General features: G+C 63.1%; 18 protein-coding genes. 14 read left to right on the top strand and 4 right to left on the bottom strand.

The window, feature by feature from the left end; genetic code table 11:
- Positions 1–162 precede the first annotated feature (162 nt).
- From A7D21_RS26310 to A7D21_RS26280, 7 genes are all read left to right on the top strand, one after another.
- Complete coding sequence (locus tag A7D21_RS26310) at positions 163–1,056, top strand: TauD/TfdA family dioxygenase (protein WP_069553059.1); 894 nt, start codon at positions 163–165, stop codon at positions 1,054–1,056.
- 26 nt (positions 1,057–1,082) lie between these two features.
- Positions 1,083–1,937 (top strand): ABC transporter ATP-binding protein, encoded by an 855-nt coding sequence (locus A7D21_RS26305; RefSeq protein WP_053253719.1) that lies wholly within the window; start codon positions 1,083–1,085, stop codon positions 1,935–1,937.
- A gap of 11 nt (positions 1,938–1,948) precedes the next feature.
- Entirely contained in the window at positions 1,949–2,797 is an 849-nt protein-coding gene (locus A7D21_RS26300) for an ABC transporter permease (protein ID WP_053253720.1), read from the top strand.
- 60 nt (positions 2,798–2,857) lie between these two features.
- The gene (locus tag A7D21_RS26295) at positions 2,858–3,778 is read left to right on the top strand and encodes a LysR family transcriptional regulator (protein WP_053253721.1); all 921 of its coding nucleotides are present in this window, start codon (positions 2,858–2,860) and stop codon (positions 3,776–3,778) included.
- A gap of 211 nt (positions 3,779–3,989) precedes the next feature.
- Entirely contained in the window at positions 3,990–5,525 is a 1,536-nt protein-coding gene (locus tag A7D21_RS26290) for an MFS transporter (RefSeq protein ID WP_069553065.1), read from the top strand.
- A 15-nt stretch (positions 5,526–5,540) separates the two neighbouring features.
- The gene (locus A7D21_RS26285) at positions 5,541–6,599 is read left to right on the top strand and encodes an HlyD family secretion protein (protein WP_069553058.1); all 1,059 of its coding nucleotides are present in this window, start codon (positions 5,541–5,543) and stop codon (positions 6,597–6,599) included.
- On the top strand, positions 6,596–8,047 hold the full coding sequence (locus A7D21_RS26280) for an efflux transporter outer membrane subunit (RefSeq protein ID WP_053253723.1): 1,452 nt from the start codon (positions 6,596–6,598) through the stop codon (positions 8,045–8,047). Before A7D21_RS26285 ends, A7D21_RS26280 begins: the two co-directional genes overlap by 4 nt.
- Positions 8,048–8,162: 115 nt before the next feature.
- Here the strand turns inward: A7D21_RS26280 and A7D21_RS26275 are convergent, their stop codons facing one another.
- Both A7D21_RS26275 and A7D21_RS26270 read right to left on the bottom strand, forming a co-directional pair.
- Positions 8,163–8,867, bottom strand: coding sequence for a DUF3142 domain-containing protein (locus tag A7D21_RS26275; protein ID WP_069553057.1), 705 nt, complete (start codon positions 8,865–8,867; stop codon positions 8,163–8,165).
- Entirely contained in the window at positions 8,864–11,020 is a 2,157-nt protein-coding gene (locus A7D21_RS26270; RefSeq protein WP_069553056.1) for an outer membrane assembly lipoprotein YfiO, read from the bottom strand. Before A7D21_RS26270 ends, A7D21_RS26275 begins: the two co-directional genes overlap by 4 nt.
- A 163-nt stretch (positions 11,021–11,183) precedes the next feature.
- Here A7D21_RS26270 and A7D21_RS26265 point away from each other — a divergent pair, with 163 nt between their 5' ends.
- Genes A7D21_RS26265 through A7D21_RS26250 form a run of 4 tightly spaced genes read left to right on the top strand, consistent with a single transcriptional unit; the run spans position 11,184 to position 15,900 of the window.
- Positions 11,184–11,957 carry an efflux RND transporter periplasmic adaptor subunit gene (locus A7D21_RS26265; RefSeq protein ID WP_069553055.1) on the top strand — a complete coding sequence of 258 codons (774 nt, stop codon included), beginning with the start codon at positions 11,184–11,186 and terminating at the stop codon, positions 11,955–11,957.
- A complete protein-coding gene (locus A7D21_RS26260; protein WP_053253727.1) occupies positions 11,954–13,273 on the top strand; it encodes an efflux RND transporter periplasmic adaptor subunit in 1,320 nt (439 codons plus the stop codon). The genes A7D21_RS26265 and A7D21_RS26260 overlap by 4 nt, the downstream gene beginning before the upstream one ends.
- Positions 13,273–15,369, top strand: coding sequence for an HlyD family efflux transporter periplasmic adaptor subunit (locus tag A7D21_RS26255; RefSeq protein WP_053253728.1), 2,097 nt, complete (start codon positions 13,273–13,275; stop codon positions 15,367–15,369). Before A7D21_RS26260 ends, A7D21_RS26255 begins: the two co-directional genes overlap by 1 nt.
- A gap of 15 nt (positions 15,370–15,384) precedes the next feature.
- Positions 15,385–15,900: a GNAT family N-acetyltransferase gene (locus A7D21_RS26250; protein WP_053253729.1), complete on the top strand. Its 516-nt coding sequence runs from the start codon at positions 15,385–15,387 to the stop codon at positions 15,898–15,900.
- Here A7D21_RS26250 and A7D21_RS26245 read toward each other — a convergent pair.
- Both A7D21_RS26245 and A7D21_RS26240 read right to left on the bottom strand, forming a co-directional pair.
- Entirely contained in the window at positions 15,876–16,184 is a 309-nt protein-coding gene (locus tag A7D21_RS26245) for a hypothetical protein (RefSeq protein WP_053253730.1), read from the bottom strand. The genes A7D21_RS26250 and A7D21_RS26245 overlap by 25 nt on opposite strands.
- 50 nt (positions 16,185–16,234) lie before the next feature.
- Positions 16,235–16,822 carry a phage tail protein gene (locus A7D21_RS26240; RefSeq protein WP_053253731.1) on the bottom strand — a complete coding sequence of 196 codons (588 nt, stop codon included), beginning with the start codon at positions 16,820–16,822 and terminating at the stop codon, positions 16,235–16,237.
- A gap of 201 nt (positions 16,823–17,023) precedes the next feature.
- Between A7D21_RS26240 and A7D21_RS26235 the strand changes: the two genes are divergently transcribed.
- The 3 genes from A7D21_RS26235 to A7D21_RS26225 form a co-directional block, all read left to right on the top strand.
- The gene (locus A7D21_RS26235) at positions 17,024–18,637 is read left to right on the top strand and encodes a glycosyltransferase family 39 protein (protein WP_053253732.1); all 1,614 of its coding nucleotides are present in this window, start codon (positions 17,024–17,026) and stop codon (positions 18,635–18,637) included.
- Positions 18,638–18,746: 109 nt separating this feature from the next.
- Complete coding sequence (locus A7D21_RS26230) at positions 18,747–19,589, top strand: sulfotransferase (protein WP_053253796.1); 843 nt, start codon at positions 18,747–18,749, stop codon at positions 19,587–19,589.
- Positions 19,590–19,640: 51 nt separating this feature from the next.
- Positions 19,641–24,077, top strand: a 4,437-nt coding sequence (locus A7D21_RS26225; RefSeq protein WP_141718274.1) for an Ig-like domain-containing protein, incomplete at its 3' end; no start/stop codon positions are given.

The following is a 24,077-nucleotide window of genomic DNA, read 5'->3' as shown; positions in this document are numbered from 1 at the left end:
ATTTGTGAACACATTCAAGTGTGGGAGCTGGCTGGCCTGCGATGGCGCCATCAGCTTCACTGCAGATCCCAACCCTAATGCATATCGATATTCGCTAACGGTATTTAAGCGTCCGTTCTTATATCTATAAAGTCACTCCCCTGTCCGACCGGGAGTGCCCTCATGTCCGCCACCTCTACTGTTCCAACAGCGACCTCTACCGCCCAAACGTTCGAGATTCGCCCGTTCCCCGGTAGCGTCGGCGCCGAGATTATTGGCCTGGACTTGTCCCGCCCGGTCAACGACACGGACTTCGCGCGCATTCACCGCGCGCACCTGGATCACCACGTCGTGGTGTTCCGCGACCAACGCATCACCCCCGAACAACAGATCGCCTTCAGCCGCCGCTTCGGTGTGCTGCAGATCCACGTGCTCAAACAGTTCCTGCTGGCCAACCACCCGGAAATCCTGATCGTCTCCAATATCATCGAAAACGGCCAATCCATCGGCCTGGGTGACGCGGGCAAATTCTGGCATTCGGACCTGTCGTACAAAGAGCTGCCGAGCCTGGGCTCGATGTTGCACGCCCAAGAGCTGCCTGCCGAGGGCGGCGACACGTTATTCGCCGACATGCACAAAGCCTGGGAGCAATTGCCCGAGCACCTGCGCAAAGCCGTGGAGTGTCGCAGCGCTGCGCACTCCTACACGGCGCGCTACAGCGAGAGCAAATTCGAAGGCAACTGGCGCCCGACCCTGACGCCCGAGCAACTCGCCCAAGTCGCGGAGGTGGTACACCCGATTGTGCGCACTCACCCGGAAAACGGCCGCAAAGCGCTGTTCGTCAGCGAAGGGTTCACCACCCGCATCGTCGACCTGCCGGAAGACGAAAGCCGCGACCTGTTGGCGCAGCTCTACGCCCACAGCGTGCTGCCGCAAAACATCTACCGCCACCCGTGGCAGCCCCACGACCTGGTGTTCTGGGATAACCGCTCGCTGATTCACCTGGCCACAGGTTGCCCAAGCCATCTGCGCCGCAAGCTGTTTCGCACCACCATTCAGGGCGACGCGCCTTTCTGAACCTTATTCCCGGCAAGAGAGATGAAATGAACGCGCCCCTGCAAGGCCACGCGGCCAGCAACCGGAACACCACCGTCGAACCCCTGTTGGCGGTGGATAACGTCAGCCTTGAATACCGTACCCCCGAGCGCGTGGTGCGGGCCACGCACCAGGTCAGCTTCGAGATCGACCCGGCCGACCGTTACGTACTGCTCGGCCCCTCAGGCTGCGGCAAGTCCACCTTGCTCAAATCCGTCGCCGGGTTTATCAAGCCCTGCGAAGGCGAGATTCGCCTGTTGGGGCAAAAGGTCGATGAGCCCGGCCCGGATCGCATTGTGGTGTTTCAGGAATTCGACCAACTGCCGCCGTGGAAAACCGTCAAGCAGAACGTGATGTTCCCGCTCCTGGCGTCGAAAACCCTGAAGCGGCGCGAAGCCGAAGAGCGGGCCCTGCATTACCTCGAAAAAGTCGGCCTCAGTGCGTTCGCCGAGGCTTACCCGCATACCCTTTCCGGCGGCATGAAAGCCCGCGTGGCCATTGCCCGTGCGCTGGCCATGCAACCGAAAATCCTGCTCATGGATGAACCCTTCGCCGCCCTCGACGCCTTGACCCGACGCAAGATGCAGGAAGAGTTGCTGCTGCTGTGGGAAGAGGTGCGCTTTACCCTGTTGTTCGTCACCCACTCCATCGAAGAAGCGTTGGTGGTGGGCAATCGCATCCTGTTGCTGTCGCCGCATCCCGGGCGGGTGCGGGCGGAAATTCACAGCCATCAATATGACCTGCACAGCCTGGGGGGTGTGGAGTTCCAGGCGTCGGCGCGGCGGATTCATCGCCTGCTGTTCGATGAAGCGCCCGAGGCCGAACGTGAGTTGGGTTTCGCCGATATCCGCATCGCCTACTGAAGGGGCACCCCATGCGCCAGGAATTTGAAGTCACCCTCGAACCGCTGCTCAGCGTCCCTGTGGAACGCGAGCTTCCCCTGCGTCAACGCCTGTGGCAACAAGGTTGGCTGCGTAAAGGCCTGATCCTGATCGTGTTGGCGATTGTCTGGGAGGCGGTCGCCCGCTATCAGAACAATGACCTGCTGCTGCCAAGTTTCCTGCAGACCTCTCACGCCCTGTTCGACGGCCTGCTCAGTGGTGAGTTGCTCAGCAAAGTGAGTATCTCGCTGGCGGTGCTGATCAAGGGTTACCTGATCGGCATTGTGCTGGCATTCGCCTTGACCACGCTGGCGGTGTCGACCCAATTGGGGCGCGACCTGCTTAGCACACTGACCTCGATGTTCAACCCGCTGCCGGCGATTGCCTTGCTGCCGCTGGCGCTGCTGTGGTTTGGCCTGGGGCAGAACAGCCTGATTTTCGTGCTGGTGCATTCGGTGCTGTGGGCCTTGGCGCTGAATACCTACTCCGGGTTCCTCGGCGTGTCGGAAACCCTGCGCATGGCCGGTCGCAACTATGGCCTCAAGGGCATGCGTTTTGTGCTGTTCATCCTGATCCCGGCGGCGCTGCCGTCGATCCTGGCGGGCCTGAAAATCGGCTGGGCGTTTGCCTGGCGTACGTTGATCGCCGCCGAGCTGGTGTTCGGCGCCACCAGCGGCAAGGGCGGCTTGGGTTGGTACATCTTCCAGAACCGTAATGAGCTGTACACCGACAAAGTCTTCGCCGGCTTGGCTGTGGTGATTCTGATCGGCCTGCTTGTAGAAAACCTGGTGTTCGACACCTTCGAGCGGCTGACGGTGAAGCGGTGGGGTATGCAGCGCTGAGCCCCTCATCCCTGCTACGATTGCGCCCAGTTCACTCCCCATTGGTCACGAGTGCTTGGCATGCAACTACCGGACATGAACCTGCTGGTCGCCCTCGACGCCTTGCTTGACGAGGGCAGCGTGGTGGGTGCCGCGCGGCGCATGAACCTGAGCCCGGCGGCCATGAGCCGCACCCTCACGCGAATTCGCGAAGCGGTGGGTGATCCGATCCTGGTGCGCGCCGGTCGCGGCCTGGTGCCGACGCCCAAGGCGTTGCAGTTGCAGGGCCAGGTTCGTAACGTGGTGGAGCAGGCCGCGTTGCTGTTTCGCTCGGCGGATCAGGTCGACCTCCGCACTTTGCGCCGCCGGTTCAGCGTGAGGGCCAATGACTTTTTTGTCGGGGTGTATGGCGGTCGGTTGTTCGACACCCTGGAGCGCATGGCGCCGCTGTGCGAGCTGTGTTTCGTACCCGAAGGCGATACCGACGACGATGCGCTGCGTGAAGGGCGCCTGGACCTGCGGGTCAGCAATACGCCGCCGGCCAGCCCTGAGGTGAAGGTGCAGAATTTGTTCTCAACCACCTTCGTCGGCCTGGCGCGGCAAGACCACCCATTATTCGACGAAGAAATCACCGCCGCACGTTTCGCCAGTTATTCCCACATCAGCATTTCGCGGCGCGGTATCGCCCGTGGTCCGATCGACACGGCGCTGAATGCCCAGGGCCTGGAGCGCCGTGTCGCGATGATCGCGCCCGGCTTTCACGGTGCGATGTTCATGCTGCCTGATTCCGACCTGCTGCTGCCGGTGCCCAAGGAAGCCCTGTTGAGCGCCAACCGCCTGAACCTGCCACTGCGCTCATTCCCGCTGCCGATCTCCCTGCCGACGCTGGTTCTGGCTCAATCCTGGCACCCGCGCTTCGACAAAGACCCGGCCCACAAATGGCTGCGCGAGACCATGCGCGCGAGTTGCCACGCCACGTGGCTGGAAGCCCAACCCACTTAAAAGGTGGGAGCTGGCTTGCCTGCAATCACCTCACCTTGGTCTGCCGGACAGACCGAGTTGCCTGCATCGCAGGCAAGCCCGGTGCCTAGAGCATTTCGTTGTTGTTAACAGTTGCGTCTGACGCACTTATAACCTGCCGATAAGTAACTTTTTTGTCATGTATTAGCCTGATTAAACTGCTCGGGTATTTCTAATGCCGAGTTACCTGTTCATGACGTCCCTCGCTGCCCCCGCCCTCCAGGCTGCAGCCAAACCTGTTGCGCTGAACCCGCCCGTGTTCGGCCCGCGCATCATCATCGGATTGGTCGGTGTGTTGCTGGCGGTGCTGGTTTCCGGGCTCAACGAGATGGTCACCAAGGTCGCCCTCGCGGATATCCGTGGTGCGCTGTACATCGGCTTTGACGAAGGCACCTGGCTGGTTGCGGCCTACACGGCCACCTCGGTTGCGGCCATGGCGTTTGCGCCGTGGTGTTCGGTGACCTTTTCCCTGCGCCGCTTCACGCTGTGGGCCATCGGTTTGTTCACGGTGTTGGGGATCCTGTGTCCGTTTGCCCCGAACTACGAAAGCCTGTTGGTGCTGCGTACTGTGCAAGGCCTGGCTGGCGGCGCGTTGCCGCCGATGCTGATGACCGTGGCGCTGCGTTTCCTGCCGGCCAACGTCAAGTTGTATGGCCTGGCTGGCTATGCGCTCACGGCCACTTTCGGGCCCAGCCTGGGCACGCCGTTGGCGGCGTTGTGGACCGAATACGTCGGCTGGCAATGGGCGTTTTGGCAGATCGTCGGGCCATGCCTGCTGGCGATGGCCGCCGTGGCCTACGGCTTGCCGCAAGACCCGTTGCGCCTGGAGCGATTAAAGCAGTTCAACTGGCGCGGCCTGCTCCTGGGGTTTCCGGCGATCTGCATGTTGGTGATTGGTCTGTTGCAGGGCAATCGCCTGGCTTGGTTCGAGTCTGGCCTGATCACATTCCTGCTAAGCGGCGGCACCCTGTTGCTGGTGCTGTTTTTGATCAACGAATGGTCGCAGCCGATTCCGTTCTTCAAGTTGCAGATGCTTGGCCTGCGCAACCTGGCGTTTGCCCTGGTGGTGCTGGCCGGCGTGCTGATGGTGCTGACCTCGGTGATCATCATCCCATCGAGTTTCCTCGCTCAGGTCCAGGGTTACCGGCCGCTGCAAACCGCGCCGGTGATGTTGCTGATGGCGTTGCCACAGTTGATCGCGTTGCCGCTGGTGGCGGCGCTGTGCAACCTGCGTTGGGTGGATTGCCGTTGGGTGCTGGGGATCGGCTTGAGCATGCTGGTGCTGTGCTGCATCGGCAGCGCACACCTGACCTCGGCGTGGATTCGCGATGACTTCTATGGCCTTTACCTGCTGCAAATTTTTGGTCAGCCGATGGCCGTACTGCCGCTGCTGATGCTGTCCACCGGCAGCATCCAGCCGATTGATGGGCCGTTCGCCTCGGCCTGGTTCAACACTGTAAAAGGCCTCGCGGCGGTGATCGCCACGGCCGTGATTGAGGTACTGACCACCCAGCGGCTGCACTTCCACTCGACGATGTTGGTGGACCGACTGGGCAATTCACCGCTGGCCGACGGCGACGCGGCGGGCCTGGCGCACCGCCTGCACCAACAGGCCGTGGTACTGACCTCTGCGGACCTCTATTACGTCATGGCCGGTGTCGCGGTGGCGTTGATCCTGCTGATTTTCTGGATGCCCACGCGGATCTTTCCGCCTCGCGCACCGACCTAGCCTCAAGGACTTCTCATGAAACGCAAAGACAAAATTGCCGTCGCCGTTATTGCTGTGTTTGCCGTCGGCGTGCTGGTTTATCGGGTCGCGCCAGGCGTGCTGGGCAGCCAGCGCCAGACCACCAACGATGCCTTCGTCGCCGCCGACTTCACCCTGGTGGCGCCGCGTGTTGCCGGCTTCATCAAGGAAGTGCTGGTGGAAGATAACCAGCGTGTCAAAGCCGGCCAATTATTGGCATTGATCGACGACCGTGATTTTCGCGCGGCCGCCCAAGCCGCCGACGCGGATACGTTGGTTGCCCAAGCCCAACTGAAAAACGCCACCGCCACCCTGGAGCGCCAAAGCTCGGTGATCGCCCAGGCCCAGGCCACCGTGTCGGCTGACCGCGCCGAAGTGGCCTTCGCCGAGCATGAACTGAACCGCTACAACCACCTCGCCGGCGTGGCGGCCGGCACCGTGCAGAACGCGCAGCAGGCCAAGACCCGCATCGACCAGGCCACCGCGCGCCTGGCCAGTGCCACGGCGGTGTTGGCCGCCGAACGCAAGCAAGTGGAAATCCTCACCGCCCAGCGTGATGCGGCCGCCGGTGGGCTCAAACGGGCCCAGGCTGCGCTGGAAATGGCCAGTTATCAGCTGTCATACACGCGCATCGTTGCGCCGGTGGATGGCATGGTCGGTGAGCGTGCGGTACGGGTCGGCGCCTATGTGACGCCAGGCAGCAAGATCCTCGCGGTGGTGCCCTTGGCCGAGGCCTATGTGGTGGCTAATTTCCAGGAGACTCAACTGTCGCATATGCACGCTGGCCAGGCGGTGCAGGTGCGTGTCGACAGCCTCGACGGCGAGTTGCTCAACGGCCATCTGGAAAGCCTGGCGCCCGCCACCGGCGTGACGTTTGCCTCGGTCAAACCGGACAATGCCACCGGCAACTTCACCAAGGTGGTGCAGCGTATTCCAGTGAAGATCATCCTCGAGCCGAACCAACCGCTGACCGAGCGCTTGCGCGTCGGCATGTCGGTGGAGGCCAGTGTCGACACCCAGTCGCTCGCGCAACCGCGTGAGGTGGCCCAGCAATGAAGTCATTTGTCTGGCTCAGCTTGAGCCTGATCAGCCTGAGCGCGTGCACCGTCGGCCCGGATTTCCAACGGCCTCAAGGTCCACACGTCACGCAATGGAGCGAGCCTCAAGGTCGTCAGGCCGCCAGCCGCGCCGTCACCGAGCCGTTGCAGGAGCGCTGGTGGGACGTGTTCCACGATGCGCAACTCTCGGCCCTCACACGCCGTGCCGTCACCGATAACCTCGACTTGAAACTGGCCAGCAGCCGCCTGCAACAAAGCCGCGCGGTACGCCAGGTGACCACCGCCGAGCGTTACCCCGACGTCAGCGCCACGGGTGACTACCGGCGCCAACGCAACAGCGCCAAAGGCCTGAACGACCCGTCTGGTGAGGGTGGCCGGTCGGCTTACAACCAGTGGGACACGGGCTTCTCTGCGGCCTGGGAGCTGGACTTCTGGGGCCGCGTCAAACGTGAAACCGAAGCCGCCGACGCCACCCTGCAAGTCGCCGAGAACGACCGCCGTGCGGTGCTCTTATCGGTACTCGCCGAGACCGCCCAGGACTACATCCAACTGCGCGGTGTGCAGAACACCCGTGCGGTCACCGAGCAAAACCTCGACGTGGCCCGGCACAGCCTCAAGCTCTCGCAACTGCGCTTGGCCGACGGTGTGGCGACAGACCTTGACGTGGCCGAAGCCGCTGCCCAGGTCGCTGCCATCGACGCGCGCCTGCCGGATTTGCAGCAGCGCCAGGACCAACTGATCAACGCCCTGAGCCTGTTGATGGGCGAGCCGCCGCAAGCGCTGCACGCGCAACTGTCCAAAGACGCCGCCGTGCCGCAAACCCAGCGCCAGGTCGCGATCGGCCTGCCGTCGGAGTTGGCCGAACGCCGCCCGGATATCCGTCAGGCCGAGGCACGCTTGCACGCCGCCACCGCCAACATTGGCGTGGCCCAAGGCGATTTCTACCCGCGTATCACCCTGTCCGGCAGCCTCGGTTCCCAAGCGCTGCAATTGTCAGATTTCGGTTCGTGGGGCTCGCGCGCGTTCGCCTTCGGCCCGCAGTTCAGCCTGCCGCTGTTCAACGGTGGGCGCCTGCAAGGCATGTTGAACCTGCGTGAGGCCCAGCAGCAGGAAGCGGCGCTGGCGTACCAGCAAACCGTATTGCGCGCCTGGCATGAAATCGACGACCAATTGACCCGCTACAACGCCAGTCAACTGCGCCGCGACAGCCTCGCCGAAGCGGTGCGCCAGAACCAGATCGCGCTGGCGACCGCGCAACAGCAGTACGTCGAAGGCGTGGTGGATTTCGTCAACGTGCTCACGGTGCAAAGCGCGCTGCTGGCGACGCAGGAACAGTGGGTGGAAAGCTCCACCGGCGTGTCGTTGGCCATGGTCGGGTTGTACAAGGCGTTGGGCGGCGGGTGGCAATCCGTCTACCCTGAAACAGCCTCCCTTCCTGCAGGCTGAAGACCTCTCCCTGTGGGAGCGGGCTTGCCCGCGATGAGGGCGGATCATTCAACACCACGTTGACTGGACTGACGCTATCGCGGGCGTGCCCACGCCCACAGGGAGTACTGCGTGATCACCGGTTCTGCAAAAACACCACATACCCGCGAAACCACTCGCTGCCCTTCAAATACCCCGGCTCGTCCCACACGCCACCCTGAATCAGCCCAATCTTGAATGGCAGCCCCAGCCGGTTCATCCGGGGCAAATACGCCGCGTAATCCGGAATGCTGTGGCGCCCCTGATAGGTCTGCACCACCACTTCATCTACCACGCCCTTGAGCTGGGCGATGGCGGCCGGATCGGCGTTGCTGCTCCAGTCCATAAGCCCCGTGATGCTTAACTTCAGGTCGGCGCGCAGGCGCTGGCGCAGGTCACGCAGGAAGCGTGTGTACTCGTGCAGGTATTGGGTACGGGCGTCGAAATCAATCTGGATGCCAACCACCGGGTTGCCCGCCTCGCGCCAGCGTTGCACCTGGCCGAGCAGTTGGGTGTAGACCTGCTCCGGCCAGTGCAGGGTGTGGGCGCGGTACACCACCCAGACGTCGCCCTGGGTGATGCGCGGAACGCTGATGCCTTGGGCGATAAACTGCACGCCAAGCTGGGGCGCGCGCCGGGTGGAGTTGATTTGGCCCTGGAGGATGTAGAGGGTTTTTGCCTGTTTGAGTACCGGCTGTGGGGTGACGCCGCTCCACAGCCAGAAGGCGTCATAGTCGCGGGCGTCAACAGCGCCAAAGGCCGGGCTTGCCAGCAATAGCAAGCCTAGCCACAGGTGTTTCACCAGTAATACTTCAGGGACTCGGCCCACTCAGTGTCGGCAAACCCGGTTTTCAGCTGGCGGAACCAGCCTTTGCGCACGGATTTATCCACATCTTCACCGCCGCAATTGTTGTAACCGGCCCGCGCATAGCAGTTGATCGCACGGAACAGCGCATAGGCCTTGTCGTTATGCGCTGCCTTGGGGTTGGCGATGACCTGCCGGTAGCCGTCGAGCCGTGAGAAGGTCTCGCCTTTGAACAGCGAGGCCGTGCTGCCCAGGCTGCCCGCCGCGCGCGCCTGGTCCAGCGGCATGCCATCCAGATGGTTACGCAGGATGAACTCACCCAGGCAATTCAGGCCCTTGGGGTTTTTCGGATCGGCCTGCAGGGCGCTCGCGATTTGCGCAATGCTCGGGCACGCGTAGCCGTCTTCAGGTTTATCGCCGTTCCACTGGAACAGCTGCAACGAGCGACCATCGCCATAGACATAACCCAGGCTGGTACTGAGTTTGTCTTGTGGCACGGATGCCGGCAGTTGCTTGAAGTCTTCGGCGAAGGTGGCGTACTGGCCGCGCATCAGGTCTTTGTACAGCAGCACAAACTGCGCAGTTTCACGCTCGGCCGGGTCGCTTGCCTGGGTAATCTGCTGGCGCAGTAAATCCTGGCCTGCGATGTTGCGCAGCAAGATGTAGCGCACCTGTTTGGCGCTGATCGGCGAGTCGGTGGCAAACACCTTGGCCAGTTGCCCGCTGCGCTCGTAATTCATCGCCAGGGCCAGTTCCAACTGGTCACGCTGCAAGGGCTGCTTGGCCAGGGGCAACAGTTTCAGCCACAGCGCTTCGGCGCCTTTCCAATCATTCTTGGCTTCCAGGGCGAGGCCGCGCAGGGTCTGTTGGCTGAACGCCAGGTAGCCCAGGTTGGCGGGTACGTCCTGAGGCAGCAGTTTCAACGTGCTGTCGGGTTGATGCTCGACGTACAGCGCAAACGCTGCTTGCACGTAGTCGTACAGCGCTGGCTCCTCGGCGAACACCGGCTTCTGCGCGGCCAAAGCGTCGCGGGTCAATTTGGGCGGGTTGCCGGCACGCATCCACATCAAGTCGTTGAGGGCCAGCATCAGCGGGTTGGCCGCAGGCTTGTTGGTCGCGCTCAGCAGCTTATTGTCGGTTTCCTGCACCAGGTCGTCCAACGACACGTTGCGCTGCTCGCTGCTCAGTTGCGCGGCCAGGTCATTTGCCAGCTTGTCGGTATCGCCCGCCAGCCAATGCACCCGGCGCAACAGGCCTTGAGCGGAAGCTGCGTATTCGCCCTGTGGATAAGTTTTCAGGTACAGGTTGAAGCGGGTATCCGCATCGGCCAACACGGCCTTATCCACATGCTCCAATTGCGGCATGCCGTATTCGTCGAACGCGTTTTCCTGGGCCTGGTTCAACTCGGTGCGGGCGATCATGTACAGCGCCGTTTCCTTGACCCAGGGCAGGCTGGCGCTGGCGGCGGCGACAAAGCCGCGCTGTGCGTCGCCGAACCGGCCCCTGTAGAAGTCGCCAGCGGCTTGAAGATACGTGCGCAGCTCGCGGCCTGCGGCGGACTGGATGTGCTCCGGGTCACCCAGGCTTGCGCCCTCCCAGGTACAGGCGCCCAGCAGACTCAGACGGCCAGTGACCAAAAGTCGGCGTTCCGCTTCAGGCAGGTCGGCGCTGACCACCTGGCTGATAAACGCCGTGGCGCTGCTGTCATCGTTGCTGCGGCAGCGACTGCCTTCGCCGGTCAGGAACGCGTCACCCGCCGCTTTGTCGTTTTCACGCTGAATGCCCAGCGGTGCGAGCAGCTCATCGAGTTTGCTGGGCGTAGGCGCCGCCTCGGGTTTTTCGACGGCTGCGTCGGTCATTGGGGTGAGGCGATACACCGGGAACGGCACCGGGCCGAAGCCTTCCTCAAGGTCAGTTTCGCTCAATGCACTTGGCGTCAGCGGCGCGACTTGCTTGTCCGCTAGCAACAGGCGCAGGTTGACCCGGCTGTCATTGCCCGGGCTCAGGAAGGGCAGGTTGCTGCACCCTTCAAGGCTGTCGCGCGACACCCGCCAATCGGGGTAGCACGAGTCATCCCCGCTGGCCTGGGCTTGGAACGAAAGGCCGGCGAGCAATGCCACGGCCAGAGGTGACAGAAAACCGATGCGCATGAGCGTGTCCTTGATCCTGGATCCTTGGAAGGCCGCAATAATAACGCACACCTGCAAATACGTCGGCGGCGCCCTACAATAAATTCAGATTTGTCGGCTGTGGGTAGTGGCAATTTGACCTTGCTGCCCTAGACTGCCGGCATCATCAGGGAGTGGTAAACGTATGGAGCAGTTGCGTAGCTGGATGTTTGGGATTTCGTGTCTGATTGGCGTAGCGCAACTGGCGATGGCGGACGATCCGCTGTTGGATCACCCGCCCGAGGCGAATGCCGGCAACGGCAGTGAAGCACGCGGAGTGCTACGGGCTCGCGACCAGGCGATGCTGGCCAGCGAGTTGTCGGGGCGTATTGTCGAACTGCCGTTCAGTGAGGGCGAGTCGTTCAAGAAAGGCGACACCCTGGCGCGTTTCGATTGTTCGGCTTACCAGGCCCAACTGAATGCCGCCCAGGCTGCCAGCCGCGGCGCCAATGAAGAGCTGGCCCACAACAAGCAATTGGCGGCGCTCAATTCGGTTGGCCGGTTTGAAGTGGCGCGTGCCGAAGCCAAGCTCACCGAAACCCAGGCCCAGTCCCAGGTCTACCAAGTGCAGGTCAAACGCTGCAGTGTGCTGGCGCCGTTTGACGGCCAAGTGGTGCAACGCAAGGTGCAGCGCTATGAAAGCGTGTCGGCCGGGGCGCCGCTGCTGGAAATCGTCGACAACCACAGCCTTGAAATCCACCTGCTGGTGCCGTCGCGCTGGATGGGCAAACTCAAGCCCGGCCAGACCTTCGAGTTCACTCCAGACGAAACCGGCAAGGCGTTCAGCGCCACCGTCAAACGCCTTGGCGCGCGCATCGACGAGGGCAGCCAAACCCTGCTGCTGGTCGCCACGTTGCCCAGTGCCACTGGCTTGATGGCCGGCATGAGCGGCACCGCCCACTTTGCGCAACTGCAATGAACGCACCGATGCCGGGGCATATCGAGCGGGTGTTCGCGCAGTTTCTGGAGCTGGAACGCCAGACTCGCGCCGCACGCACGACCGAGCAACTGGCCTACAGCCTGGTCAATGACGGCCAGCCGCTATTTGGTTATCGCCATGCGGCGCTGTTGATCGCCGGCAAGATACAGGCTGTGACGGCGGTGAGCAGCGTCGACCCGAACGCGCCGTTTGTGGCTTTCGTCGAGCAAGCGGTGGCGCAGTTGCATAAGCAGGCGCTGGGCCAGACTGCACGTGTCGTTCCCGCCGAACAGTTGAGCGGCGCGGTGCAGGCCGACTGGCAAAGCCTGTCCGCCGGGCATGTGTTCTGGCTGCCGTTGATCGATCCCCACGGCCGGGTGTTCGGCGGCTTGTGGCTGGCGCGGGATACGCCGTGGGCCCCGGCCGAGCAGGTGTTGCTGGCGCAATTGGGCGATACCTACAGCCACGCCTGGCACGCGTTGCAACCGCGTCAGCCGTGGCGGTTGCGCCTCACGCGCAAACGCCAGGTGCTGGTGGTGGTCGCCTTGCTGTTGCTGCTGCTGATTCCCGTGCGCCAATCGGTGCTGGCGCCTGCCGAAGTGGTGCCGTTGGCCGGGCAAGTGGTGGCGGCGCCGCTGGACGGGGTGATTGCCGAGTTTCTGGTCAAACCCAACCAGGCGGTGAAAACCGGCGACCTGCTGCTGCGCTTCGAAAGCACCACGCTCACCGCCCAGGCGGATGTGGCGGCACGCGCACTGGGCGTGGCCGAGGCTGAGCTCAAGGCCAATTCCCAGCGAGCGTTTGCGGATGCCGAATCAAGCTCGCGCATCGACCTGCTGGCGGCCAGGGTCGAGCAAAAACGCGCCGAACGCGACTACGCCCGCGAACTGCTCAAACGCAGCGAGGTACGCGCCGAGCGCGACGGCATCGCCGTGTTTGCCGACGCCGAACGCTGGACCGGCAAACCCGTGCAAACCGGCGAACGCCTGTTGCAGATCGCCGACCCGGCTCAAGCCGAGTTGCGCATCGAGCTGGCCGTGGGTGACGCGATTGCCCTGGCGCCCAACGCCCAAGTGGCGCTGTTCCTCGACAGCGACCCGTTGCAACGCCATCTGGCGACCCTGCAACGTGCGGCGTATGAAGCGCAGCCCACGCCCGGCGGCCAGCTTGCTTATCGACTCGATGCACAGTTTGATCAAGCGCCGCCGCGTATCGGCCTGCGCGGCACGGCAAAAATCTATGGTGAGCGTGCGCCGCTGGCCCTGTATTTGTTACGTAGGCCGCTGGCGGGCCTGCGCCAGAGCGTTGGCCTCTGATGAGCCTGCCCAAACTGCGTGAAGACCTGCAGCTGTCCAGTGCCGGCGCGGCCCTGGACGGCTCGCCGCGCTGGACCCTGGCCGACCCGGTACGCGGGCGCTATTTCAAACTCGGCGCGACCGCCATTCGCCTGCTGCGCCACTGGTCCCTGGGCGACCCGGAACACGTCCTGCAGGCGGCCAACCGAGAGCCGGGTTTGCCGTTGGGCGGCAGCGAAGTCGAGGAGTTGCTGAGCTTTCTGCGCGCCCATGACTTGATCGCCGCCTTCGACCCGCAGCAGCGCGCCAGTTACCTCCATAAAGCCGCCGCGCAAAAGCGAAGCCTGTGGCAGGTGTTGCTGCACCAGTATCTGTTTTTCCGTATTCCGCTTTGGCGCCCCGACGCGTTTCTCAACCGGGCGTGGCCTTGGCTGGCGCGGTTCGGGCCGGGGCTGTTGCGTTACGGCCTGCCGATCATCCTGGGGTTGGGGGTGTTTCTGGTCGCGCGCGACTGGCAGCGTTTTCTGGCGACTTTCCCGCACCTGTTCAGCCTCGGCGGCGCCCTGGCGTTTGGCGTGGCGCTGTTCTTTGCCAAGCTGTGCCATGAGTTCGGCCATGCCTTTATGGCCAAGCGCGCCGGCTGCCGGGTGCAGAGCATGGGGGTGGCGTTCATGGTGTTGCTGCCGATGTTCTACACCGACGTCAGCGATGCCTGGCGGGTCAATGATCGCCGCGCACGGTTGATGATCGGCGCCGGTGGGGTGATGGCCGAATTGCTGCTGGCGAGCATTGCCTTACTGGCCTGGTCGCTGTTGCCCGATGGCCCTGCGCGCACGGCGGCGTTCATGCTGGCCAGCGCCACGTGGCTGACCACGCTGGCCATCAACCTCAACCCCTTTATGCGCTTTGATGGTTACTTTTTGATCAGTGATTGGTGGGGCGTCGATAACCTGCAAGGCCGTGCTTTTGCGCTGTGCCGCTGGCGCTTGCGTGAGCTGTTGTTCGGCTATGGCGAGCCGGCGCCGGAGCCGTGGTCACCGAAGATGCAACGGCGACTGCTGGGCTGGGGCTACCTGGCGTGGTTGTGGCGGGCGGCGCTGTTTTTGGGGATTGCCCTGGCGGTGTATCACCTGTTCTTCAAGCTGCTCGGGATCTTCCTGATGCTGGTCGAGTTGGTGTGGTTCATCTTCCTGCCGATTTTCAAGGAGTGGCGCGAGTGGTGGAGCCGCCGCACCCAGGCCTATGCTCCCCGCGTGCTGCTCAGCGGCCTGGCGCTACTGCTGATTGTACTGGCGCTGGTGCTGCCGTGGCGCAGCGCCGTGGAGTTGCCGGCCATGCTTGAGGCCGGGCGCTCCAGTGCGCTGCATGCGCCGGTGGCAGCGCGGGTCAAGGCCTTGTCGGTGGTGGACGGGCAGGTGGTGAGCCAGGGCCAGGTGCTGATTGAGCTGGAATCGCCGGACCTGGATGCGCGGCAAAGCATCGTGCGCCGCGAAGTGGACATCCTGCAGTTGCAGATGCGCCGCCAGGCCGGGCGCAGCGAAACGGCGGCGGACGCCGGGATCAATGATCAGCGCCTGTCCCAGGCGTTGGCCGAATACCGAGGTTTGGCGGCGCAGCGCGAGCGCCTGCTGTTACGGGCGCCTCACGCCGGCACCGTACGCGATTTACTGCCGCAATTGAGTGTGGGCCGCTGGCTGTCGCCCAAAGACCCGCTGGCGCAAGTGGTGGAAGAGGGCGCGCGGCTGCGTGGTTACCTCGCCGAAGCCGAACTGTGGCGGGTGGCGCCGGGCGCGACGGGACGTTTTATCGCCGATGACCCCATGCGCGCGGCGATCCCGGTGGAGTTGACCGACATCGACGCGAATGGTGTGGCCTATCTGGATCAAGAGGCGCTGACGTCCGACCACCACGGGCCGATTGCCGTGCGCCGCGATGAAAATCAACGCCCGCAGCCGTTGCAGGCCCAGTACGGCGCGCGCTTGAAAAGCCAGCAACCGATCGATACGCCCCATCAGCCGTTGCGTGGTTTGGTGGTGTTGCAAGGCCGCAGTGAGTCGGTGCTGGGCGTGGCCTGGCGACGCGCCGCCGCGTTGGGTGTGAGGGAAAGCGGGTTCTGACAGGAGTTGAACGCAATGTTGAACAAGGATGGCGCCTTGGCGCAAGGCTTGGTGGTACGCCCGTCACGCAGCAGCGACGGGCCGTTTTTGCAGCGCCTGTACCGCTCGGCGCGTGCGGATTTGCAGTGGATCGACGGCGAGCAGGCGCTGGTGGAAGAAGTGATTGCCCAGCAATTCCACGTGCAGGAACAGGGCCTGGACGCGCATTTCCCCGGCGCCCTGCATTACGTGATCGAGAAGTTGGGCACGCCCATCGGCGCTTTAAGTGCGGATTTTGGCGCCCATGAAATCCGCGTGTTGTACCTGGCATTCATCCCCGCCGCGCGTGGCCAGGGCTTTGGCCGTGCGGTGCTGCAAGGTGTGCAGCAGGCGGCCACCCAGGTGTTTTGCCCGGTGGCCACGGTGGTTTGGGCGAGCAACCCCCATGCGCGCCAGCATTACCTGGCGCTGGGGTTTTGTGTGGAAGAAGAAACGCCCGCTGCGCAGCGGTTGGTGTGGTACCCGTCTCAGTTGAACACGATGCAGAAGTAACCGCGTTGCTCATCACGGCCCATGGCGGGCTCGCGGGAAACGAACACCTGTTCCAGGCAGGTGTCCACCAACGGCAAACGGCATAAACCGTCGACGAAGTCGGTGGGCCCAAGGCTTTCGAACAACACACTGAATGCCCCGCGTGGGCTGCCCGGCAGGGTGGCCTTGGGGGCTTCGGTCAGGTGCTGGATCTGGATCGGCAGCGCCGAGCCGTCGGGCAGGTACAGCATGCTGCTGCAATTGAGCAGCGGTCGAAAATGCTCAGAGGTGACCAGGTTCAACATAGAAGGCTCCCGTTCAAAAGCGCCGAGGCCCGTGAGCCCCGGCCGAGTATTTAGCCGCGTGATGGAAAGAGTCCGGTCAGGGCAATGCTGAAGTTGATCACCAGAAACGGATTCATCGTGCCCATCGGCAAGCCCTGGCCTGCCGGCGCAATCGTGCCGGTCAACGTGGTGTTGACGCCTTTGAGCGCCACCGGGTTGGCGCCTTGTTGGTCGGAGTAGATCGAAGCACTGCCGGGGCCGGTGCCGGATGCACCGATGTAGGCGTTGGTGGCGGTCGGTGTTGTCACCGGGTTGCTGACGGCGCTGGTCAGTTGCACTGAGGTACTGGCCGCCAGGGTTGTGGTGGCGTGGGTATGGACGGGCAGGTTGGCCTGGGTGGCGGTGACGCTTTCGGTGCCTGAAAACTCACCGATAACACGCGGTGACAGGTTTACGCCGTTGCCCTGGCCGATGGGCAAGCGGCCTTGCAGGTTCGGCAACCCGAAGTTTTGGCTGCCGTTGCCGCCGTAAGTGGTGCCAATCAGGGCGAACAGCGCCTGGTATTGATTGAGTGAGAGGATCTGACCTTCGCACAAGGCCCAGCCTTGCGGGGCAAAGTTAAACGCAAAGGGTTGAATGGTACCGATGAATACTTCCATGCTCTTTCATCCTTGTGGTGGGATTTGCGTGGGTGTGACGCCAATCGATCTGGTGTCATCGCAGAGCGTAGTCGGCGGTTTTGCGCGGCGCCTGGCGGTTGTAAAACAGCGAGCGAAACCGGGGCGTTTGTCCTAGAGTGGCGCTTGTTTGCGCGAGCGCAGGTTTCGCCCCGGTTAATGGGCGGTATGAGGGGATTTGAGGTGCGACGGTCTGTGGTAGAGCAAGACGACAAAGTGGGGGCATTTCCCGCAGTCAATCGCCTCTCGGCCGCCTGGGAGGGTGCCGGTTGGCTGGCCCGCTTATGGTGGGTGCCGATCCTGGCGCTGGCGATGGCCGTGCGTTTCTATGGCCTGACCGCCTCGGCGATCTGGGCCGACGAAGGCTCAAGCCTGTTGCTCAGTGAATACGCCATGGATGACCTGTGGTTTCACGCGGCCCATGACGTGCACCCACCGCTGTACTTTTTCATGCTGCGCGGGTGGATCGGGTTGTTTGGCGATGGCATCTGGTCGATTCGCGGTATGAGTGCCATTCCCGGCGTGGTGGCGGTGGGCCTTGGCATCGCGCTCACACGACAGTTATCGACCCGTCGCGCGGCCGTGCTGGCGGGTGTCCTGCTGGCGCTGTTTCCGACGGCAGTGCGTTACAGCCAGGAAGTGCGCATGTATTCGCTGCTGGCCGTGTGGCTGCTGGGCGCCACGCTGGCGCTGGTGTATTGGGTCCGTCAGCCTCAACGCACACGCTACCTGGCGGCCTATTCGCTGCTGATGGCGGCCGCTTTCTACACCCATTACTTCACCGCGTTGTGCGTGCTGGTGCATTGGGCGTGGCTGGGCGTGTTGTGTACGTCTCAAGCGCGGGGCCAACGCCTGATACTTCGTCCGTCCTGGTGGTGCGCTAACGCGTTGATTGTGGCGTTGTACCTGCCCTGGCTGCCGAACCTGCTAGACCTGATCCAGCATGTCGAGCAGCTCAAGGTCGGCGGTGACATCGGCTGGGAAGACCCGGTTTCACTGATTTCGGTGCCGTCGATGGTCTGGCAGTTCGTGCTTCAGGACGAAGGCATCGGTTTCTGGCCGCCGTTGTTCTGGCTGTTCCCACTGCTGTTGATCGCCGTGGTGGGTCTCACCGCCTGGCGTGACCGCGAGCGTTATCGCCCGGCTTGCCTGCTGGCCGCGTTCTTTCTGCTGCCGCTGCTGCTGGTATACGGTGTGTCGTTCATCTCACCGGTCTTTATCGAGCGCTACCTCACGGTGTACGCACTGGGTTTGCCGATCCTCGTGGCAGTGGCCATCGACCGCCTGCCGACGCGCCTTTCGTGGCTGGGGGCGGCGCTGTTCGTGGTGTTCGCAGGCGTGGAATTGTTGGGGCTGAAGAACAACGCCACCGTGGACGTGCAGGACCAGTTCAATGTCCCGGTGGAGTTCATCAACCGTAATTACCAGGAAGACGACCGCATCGTCCTCAGCGACATGTTGTGGTACCTCAGCTATGTGTATTACGACCAGACCGACGCCCAATTGCAGCTCTACACGCCGCCAAAACCGGATGGCACGTCGACCCGACCCAACGCTTATGGATTCGGTACGCTGGTCGACCAGGACGGTGGGCGTATTTACCTTGACCGCCTGTCGGCATTACCGGCCGATACGCGCCGTGTGTGGCTGGTCAGCAGCACCGAGCCGCCGGATGATTTCGCACCGATTCCTGATGGCTGGCGCGAGCTTCTGCGCCAGGATGGCGGCGGGGCACGCGCGCGGTTGTTTGTGCTGTGCCGCGGTCCAGAGCCTTTGCAACCAGAGGGTTGCCACTAATTTCTAATCGGCATTGGACGAATGCCGAAATGGTGGCAAATAACCACTAGTCGACACTGTAATCCTCAGCTACGCTTCGCCCATAAATGGATTTTCGTCCTACAAAGTGGTGAACGGATTGCAGTATCACTTTATCTCCGGATTACCGCGTTCCGGTTCGACTTTGCTGTCTGCGATTCTGTTGCAGAACCCGCGGTTTCACGCCGGCATGAGCAGCCCCGTAGGCACCCTGTTCAACGGCGTGCTGGGGCAATGCAGCGCCGGCAGTGAGTTTGGTTCGGTGATTGACGCCGACACCCGGCGCCGTTTGCTGCGCGGCCTGTTCGATTCGTACTACGCCGACAAAACCGCTCTCCCGATCGTCTTCGACACCAACCGCCAATGGTGCGCGCGCATGCCCGCGCTGCATGACCTGTTCCCCCAGGCCAAAGTGATCGCCTGCGTGCGCAATGTGGCCTGGATCATGGACAGCCTTGAGCGGCTGTATCGCGCCAACCCGTTCGAGAACACCAAGCTGTTCAACGATGACGTCGAGCGCAACACGGTCTACAGCCGTGTTGAAACGCTGGGCCAGCGCAATCGCCTGGTGGGCTATGCCTGGTCGGCGCTCAAAGAGGCGTACTACGGGGAAAACGCCGATTCCATGCTGGTCGTTGACTACGACTTGCTGTCCCAGGCGCCTGAGCGGGTGATGCGCCTCGTCTACGAATTTATCGGCGAGCCGTGGTTCGAGCATGATTTCGACAACCTCAGTTATGACGCACCGGACTTCGATGACGCCTTGGGCGTCAGCGGGCTGCATCGGGTCAAATCCAAGGTCGCGTTGCAGCCTCGGCGCACCATCCTGCCGCCTGACCTCTTCGAGCAGTATGCGCACATGGAATTCTGGCGGGATGGCTCGTTGAGCGCCGCCAATGTCATTCGTACCAAGGCCGACGCCGCAATCAGCTGATTGCGGCTTTTTTCGTTTCGAGTAACAGTCTTCGACAAGCGGGTGAGCAGCATGTGGTGGAGCAAAGGTAAGGCACGGCAGGCAACAACAGGCGCCACCACCCCGGCATCGCCGATGATCATGTTCCTTGAACCCCGCATGCTGTTTGACGGCGCGGTCGCGGCCACAGTGGTCGATGCCGCCCAGGCGGACAGCCATGCCACTGCGGATGCGGCGGCCAAGGCGTCGACGGCGGATCACGCGACGGCCAGCCAGGACACCCACGCGCAAACCGACGCGCCGGCCACACCGGCACCGGTTGCCGTCCCAGGCCAGGCGGTGGTGTTCGTCGATGCGCGCGTGAAGGACGCCGCCGACCTGCTCAAAGGCGTCGCTCCCGGTACCCAGGTGGTGCAGCTGGATGCCAGCAAAGATGGTCTGCAACAGATTGCCGACTACCTGGGCAGCCACCAGGGCGTGAGTTCGGTACAAATAGTCGCTCACGGTAATTCGGGCGACTTGTGGTTGGGCAGCACTTACCTGTCGGCCGATAACGTCGCGGCCCGCAGCGCAGTGCTGGCGCAGATCGGTCAGGACATGAATGTTGGTGGCGATATCCTGATCTATGCCTGTAACACGGCAGAGGGCGATAAGGGCATCAGCTTTGTCGACTCCCTGGCGAGCCTGACCGGACGTGATATTGCCGCGTCCAGCAACCGCACCGGCGCGGGCGGCGACTGGACGCTGGAGATTGCCACGGGCTCTATAGAGAACCACACCGCGTTGTCGTATCAGTCGATGTCGGCGTATCAATACGGCCTGGCGACGATCACGGTGACCAGCGGGGCGGACAGCGGCATCGGTTCGCTGCGCACGGCCCTGGGCAGTGCGGTGGCGGGCGATACCGTTACCTTCAACACGCCAGGCATGACGGTCAATCTCAACTCGCAGTTGGTGATTACCAAAAACCTCACCATCGAAGGCGACCTCGACCACAACGGCACGCCGGATGTGACCATCAGCGGGCAGTACAAGACCCAGGTGCTCACGGTCAATTCCGGGGTTACCGCGACCCTGGACGGGCTGGTGATTACCAAGGGCCTGAAGGCCGGCGACGGCGGCACTGGCGGTAGCGCGACGACGGCGGCCAATTTGCTCGGGGCCGGGATCAGTAACTTCGGCAACCTGACGTTGAATAACGTCACCGTGACAGCCAACGCAGCCTCGGGTGGCGGTGGCGGTGGTGGTGTGGCCGGTGGCGATGTCGGCGGTGGTGGCGGCGGGGGCGGCGCAGTGGGCGGCGGCACCGGTGGGCATGGCGGCATTACCAGCAACGGGAGCGGTATCTACGCCGGCACCGCGGGCACCGCCAACCAGGGCGGTACGGGCGGTGGTTATCGCACCATGGGCGGTATCGGCGGTTCGAGCACCGGCGGTGCCGGTTCGACCGGCATCTACGGCTATACCAACGGTTCCGCTGGCGGCACAGCAGCCTCTGGCGGCTTGTCGATCGGCGGCGGCGGCGGTGGTTCCGGCTGGAATGCGGCCGGTGGCAAGGGCGGCGCAGCGGCCGGCGGTATTTACAACGCCAGCGGCGCCACCTTGACCATCGTCGGCACCAGCTCGATTACCGGTAACATCGGTGCCGGCGGCGGCGGTGGTGGCGGTTCGGCGGCAGGCAGCGGCACGACGTTCAATGGTGGTGACGGTGGCCTGGGGGTCGGTGCCATTTGGAACAAAGGCGCGGTATTGATCACGGCGGCTAACTTCGCGACCCTGGGGGGGACGTCCAACACCGGTGCCAGTGGCAACGGTGGCTTGGCCACCGCCGCCTCGCCAGGCAACAAGCCGACAGCCGTCAACGGGCTGTTCAACGATATCGGCGCAACCGCGAACACGGCTTACAGCCCGGCGCCGACGGCGACCATTGTGGTCGGCACTGTTGCCCAACATATCGGCAGTACGTCACCGGTGACGATTACCTTCAACCAGGCCGTAACCGGGTTCACCAACGCCGACCTGACGATTGCCAACGGCACCCTGAGTGCGGTCAACTCCCTCGACGGCGGCATCACCTGGACGGCGACCTTTACCCCGAGTGCGGGTACCACCAGCGCCACCAACCAGATTGTCCTGGACAACACCGGTGTGAGCAGCGTTTCGACGAGCACCGCGGGGGTTGGCACCACCACGTCCAACAACTATGCCATCGATACCGTGCGGCCGACCGCGACGCTCTCGGTCAGCGCTCCTACGCTGAGCACCACGGCCAACGGCACGGTGACTATTACCTTCAGCGAAGCCGTGGCCGGTTTCAGCCTGTCTGACATGACGGCGTCCAACGGTACCCTGAGCAACCTGACCACCAGCGACAATATCCATTGGACCGCCACCCTGACGCCCACCGCCGGCAACAATACCAGCGGCAACGTCATCACCCTGGACAACACCCTGTATACCGACGCGGCGACCAACGCTGGCAGCGGCACGACCACGTCCAACGCGTATGTCATCGACACCGTGCGGCCGACCGCCAGTATCGTGGTGGCCACTACCGCGCTGAATATCGGCGGTACCTCCCTGGTGACCATCACCTTCAGCGAGGCCGTCACCGGCTTTACCTCGGCTGATTTAACCGTTGCCAACGGCACCGTCAGCGGGCTCAGCAGCAGCGATGGCGGCGTAACCTGGACCGGCACACTCGCGGCCACCGCGGGCATCACCGACACTACCAACGTGATTACCCTGGCCAACAACGGCGTCAGCGATGCGGCTGGCAACACCGGCACCGGCACCACCGACTCCAACAACTACGTCATCGACACGCAGCGGCCGACCGCAACCATTGTGGTCGCCGACAACGCATTGAAGCTCGGCGAAACCTCGCTGGTGACCATTACCTTCTCCGAAGCGGTCACAGGTTTCACCAACGCCGACCTGACCATCGTCAACGGTACCTTGACCGCCGTGAGCAGCAGCAACGGTGGCATCACCTGGACCGCGACCTTCACACCGACCAGCAACATTACCGATACCACCAACCTGATCACCCTGGATAACACCGGCGTCAGCGACGGGGCCGGCAACACCGGCGCCGGCAGCACCAACTCCAACAACTATGCGGTCGACACGCAACGGCCAACGGCAACGATTGTGCTGGCCGAAAACGCGCTGAAAATCGGCGTCACCTCGCTGGTGACCATCACCTTCAGCGAAGCAGTCACCGGCCTCACCAACGCCGACCTGACCATCGCCAATGGCACCTTGACCGCTGTGAGCAGCGCCGACGGTGGCGTCACCTGGACCGCGACCTTTACGCCGACCAGCAACGTCACCGACAGCACCAACCTGATCACCCTGGACAACACCGGCATTGCTGACCAGGCTGGCAACGCCGGCAGCGGCACGACCGATTCCAACAATTACGCCATCGATACCCAGCGCCCGACCGCGACCATTATTTTGGCCGACCCGACGCTGAGCGCGGGCGAAACCTCGTTGGTGACCATTACCTTTTCCGAAGCGGTCACCGGGTTCACCAACGCCGACCTGGCCGTTGCCAACGGCAACTTGAGCGCGGTCAGCAGCGCCGACGGCGGCATCACGTGGACCGCGACCTTCACGCCGACGGCGAATATCCGTAGCACCACCAATATCATTACGCTGCAGAACACCGGCGTGAGTGACCTGGCGGGTAACGGTGGGTTTGGCACATCCAACTCCGGCAACTACGTGATCGATACCAGGGCCCCGACTGCAACCATCGTGGTCGCGGACAATTCGCTGACCATCGGCGAGACCTCGCTGGTGACCATCACCTTCTCCGAGGCTGTCACCGGTTTCAGCAACGCCGACCTGACCGTCGCCAATGGCACCTTGACGGCGGTGAGCAGCGCTGACGGCGGTATCACCTGGACCGCGACGCTGACACCGACCAATGCCATCACCGACACCACCAACCTGATCACGCTGGACAACAGCGGCGTACAAAACGGCTCGGGCAATGCGGGCGCCGGCACCACCAACTCCAATAATTACGCGATCGATACCCAGCGACCCACGGCCACCATCGTGGTCGCCGACAGCGCATTGGCGATTGGCGAGACGTCACAGGTGACCATCACCTTCTCCGAGGCGGTCACCGGTTTCACCAACGCCGACCTGACCATCGCCAACGGCACTCTGAGCGCGGTCAGCAGCAGCAATGGCGGTCTCACCTGGACCGCGACCTTTACGCCGACCAGCAACGTCACCGACAGCACCAACCTGATCACCCTGGACAACACCGGCGTCACCGACCAGGCGGGCAACGCCGGCAGCGGCACCACCGACTCCAACAACTATGCAATCGACAGCCAGCGGCCCACCGCGACCGTCGTGATTGCCGACCCGACCCTGAAGGCCGGCGAAACCACCCTGGTCACGGTGACCTTCTCCGAAGCGGTGACCGGTTTCGACAACAGCGACCTGAGCGTCGCCAACGGCACGTTGAGTGCAGTCAGCAGCAGT

The organism is Pseudomonas sp. AP19 (genome assembly GCF_001728855.1).
GTDB classification, from domain to species: domain Bacteria; phylum Pseudomonadota; class Gammaproteobacteria; order Pseudomonadales; family Pseudomonadaceae; genus Aquipseudomonas; species Aquipseudomonas fluorescens.
This window is presented reverse-complemented; position numbering and strand designations above follow the sequence as displayed.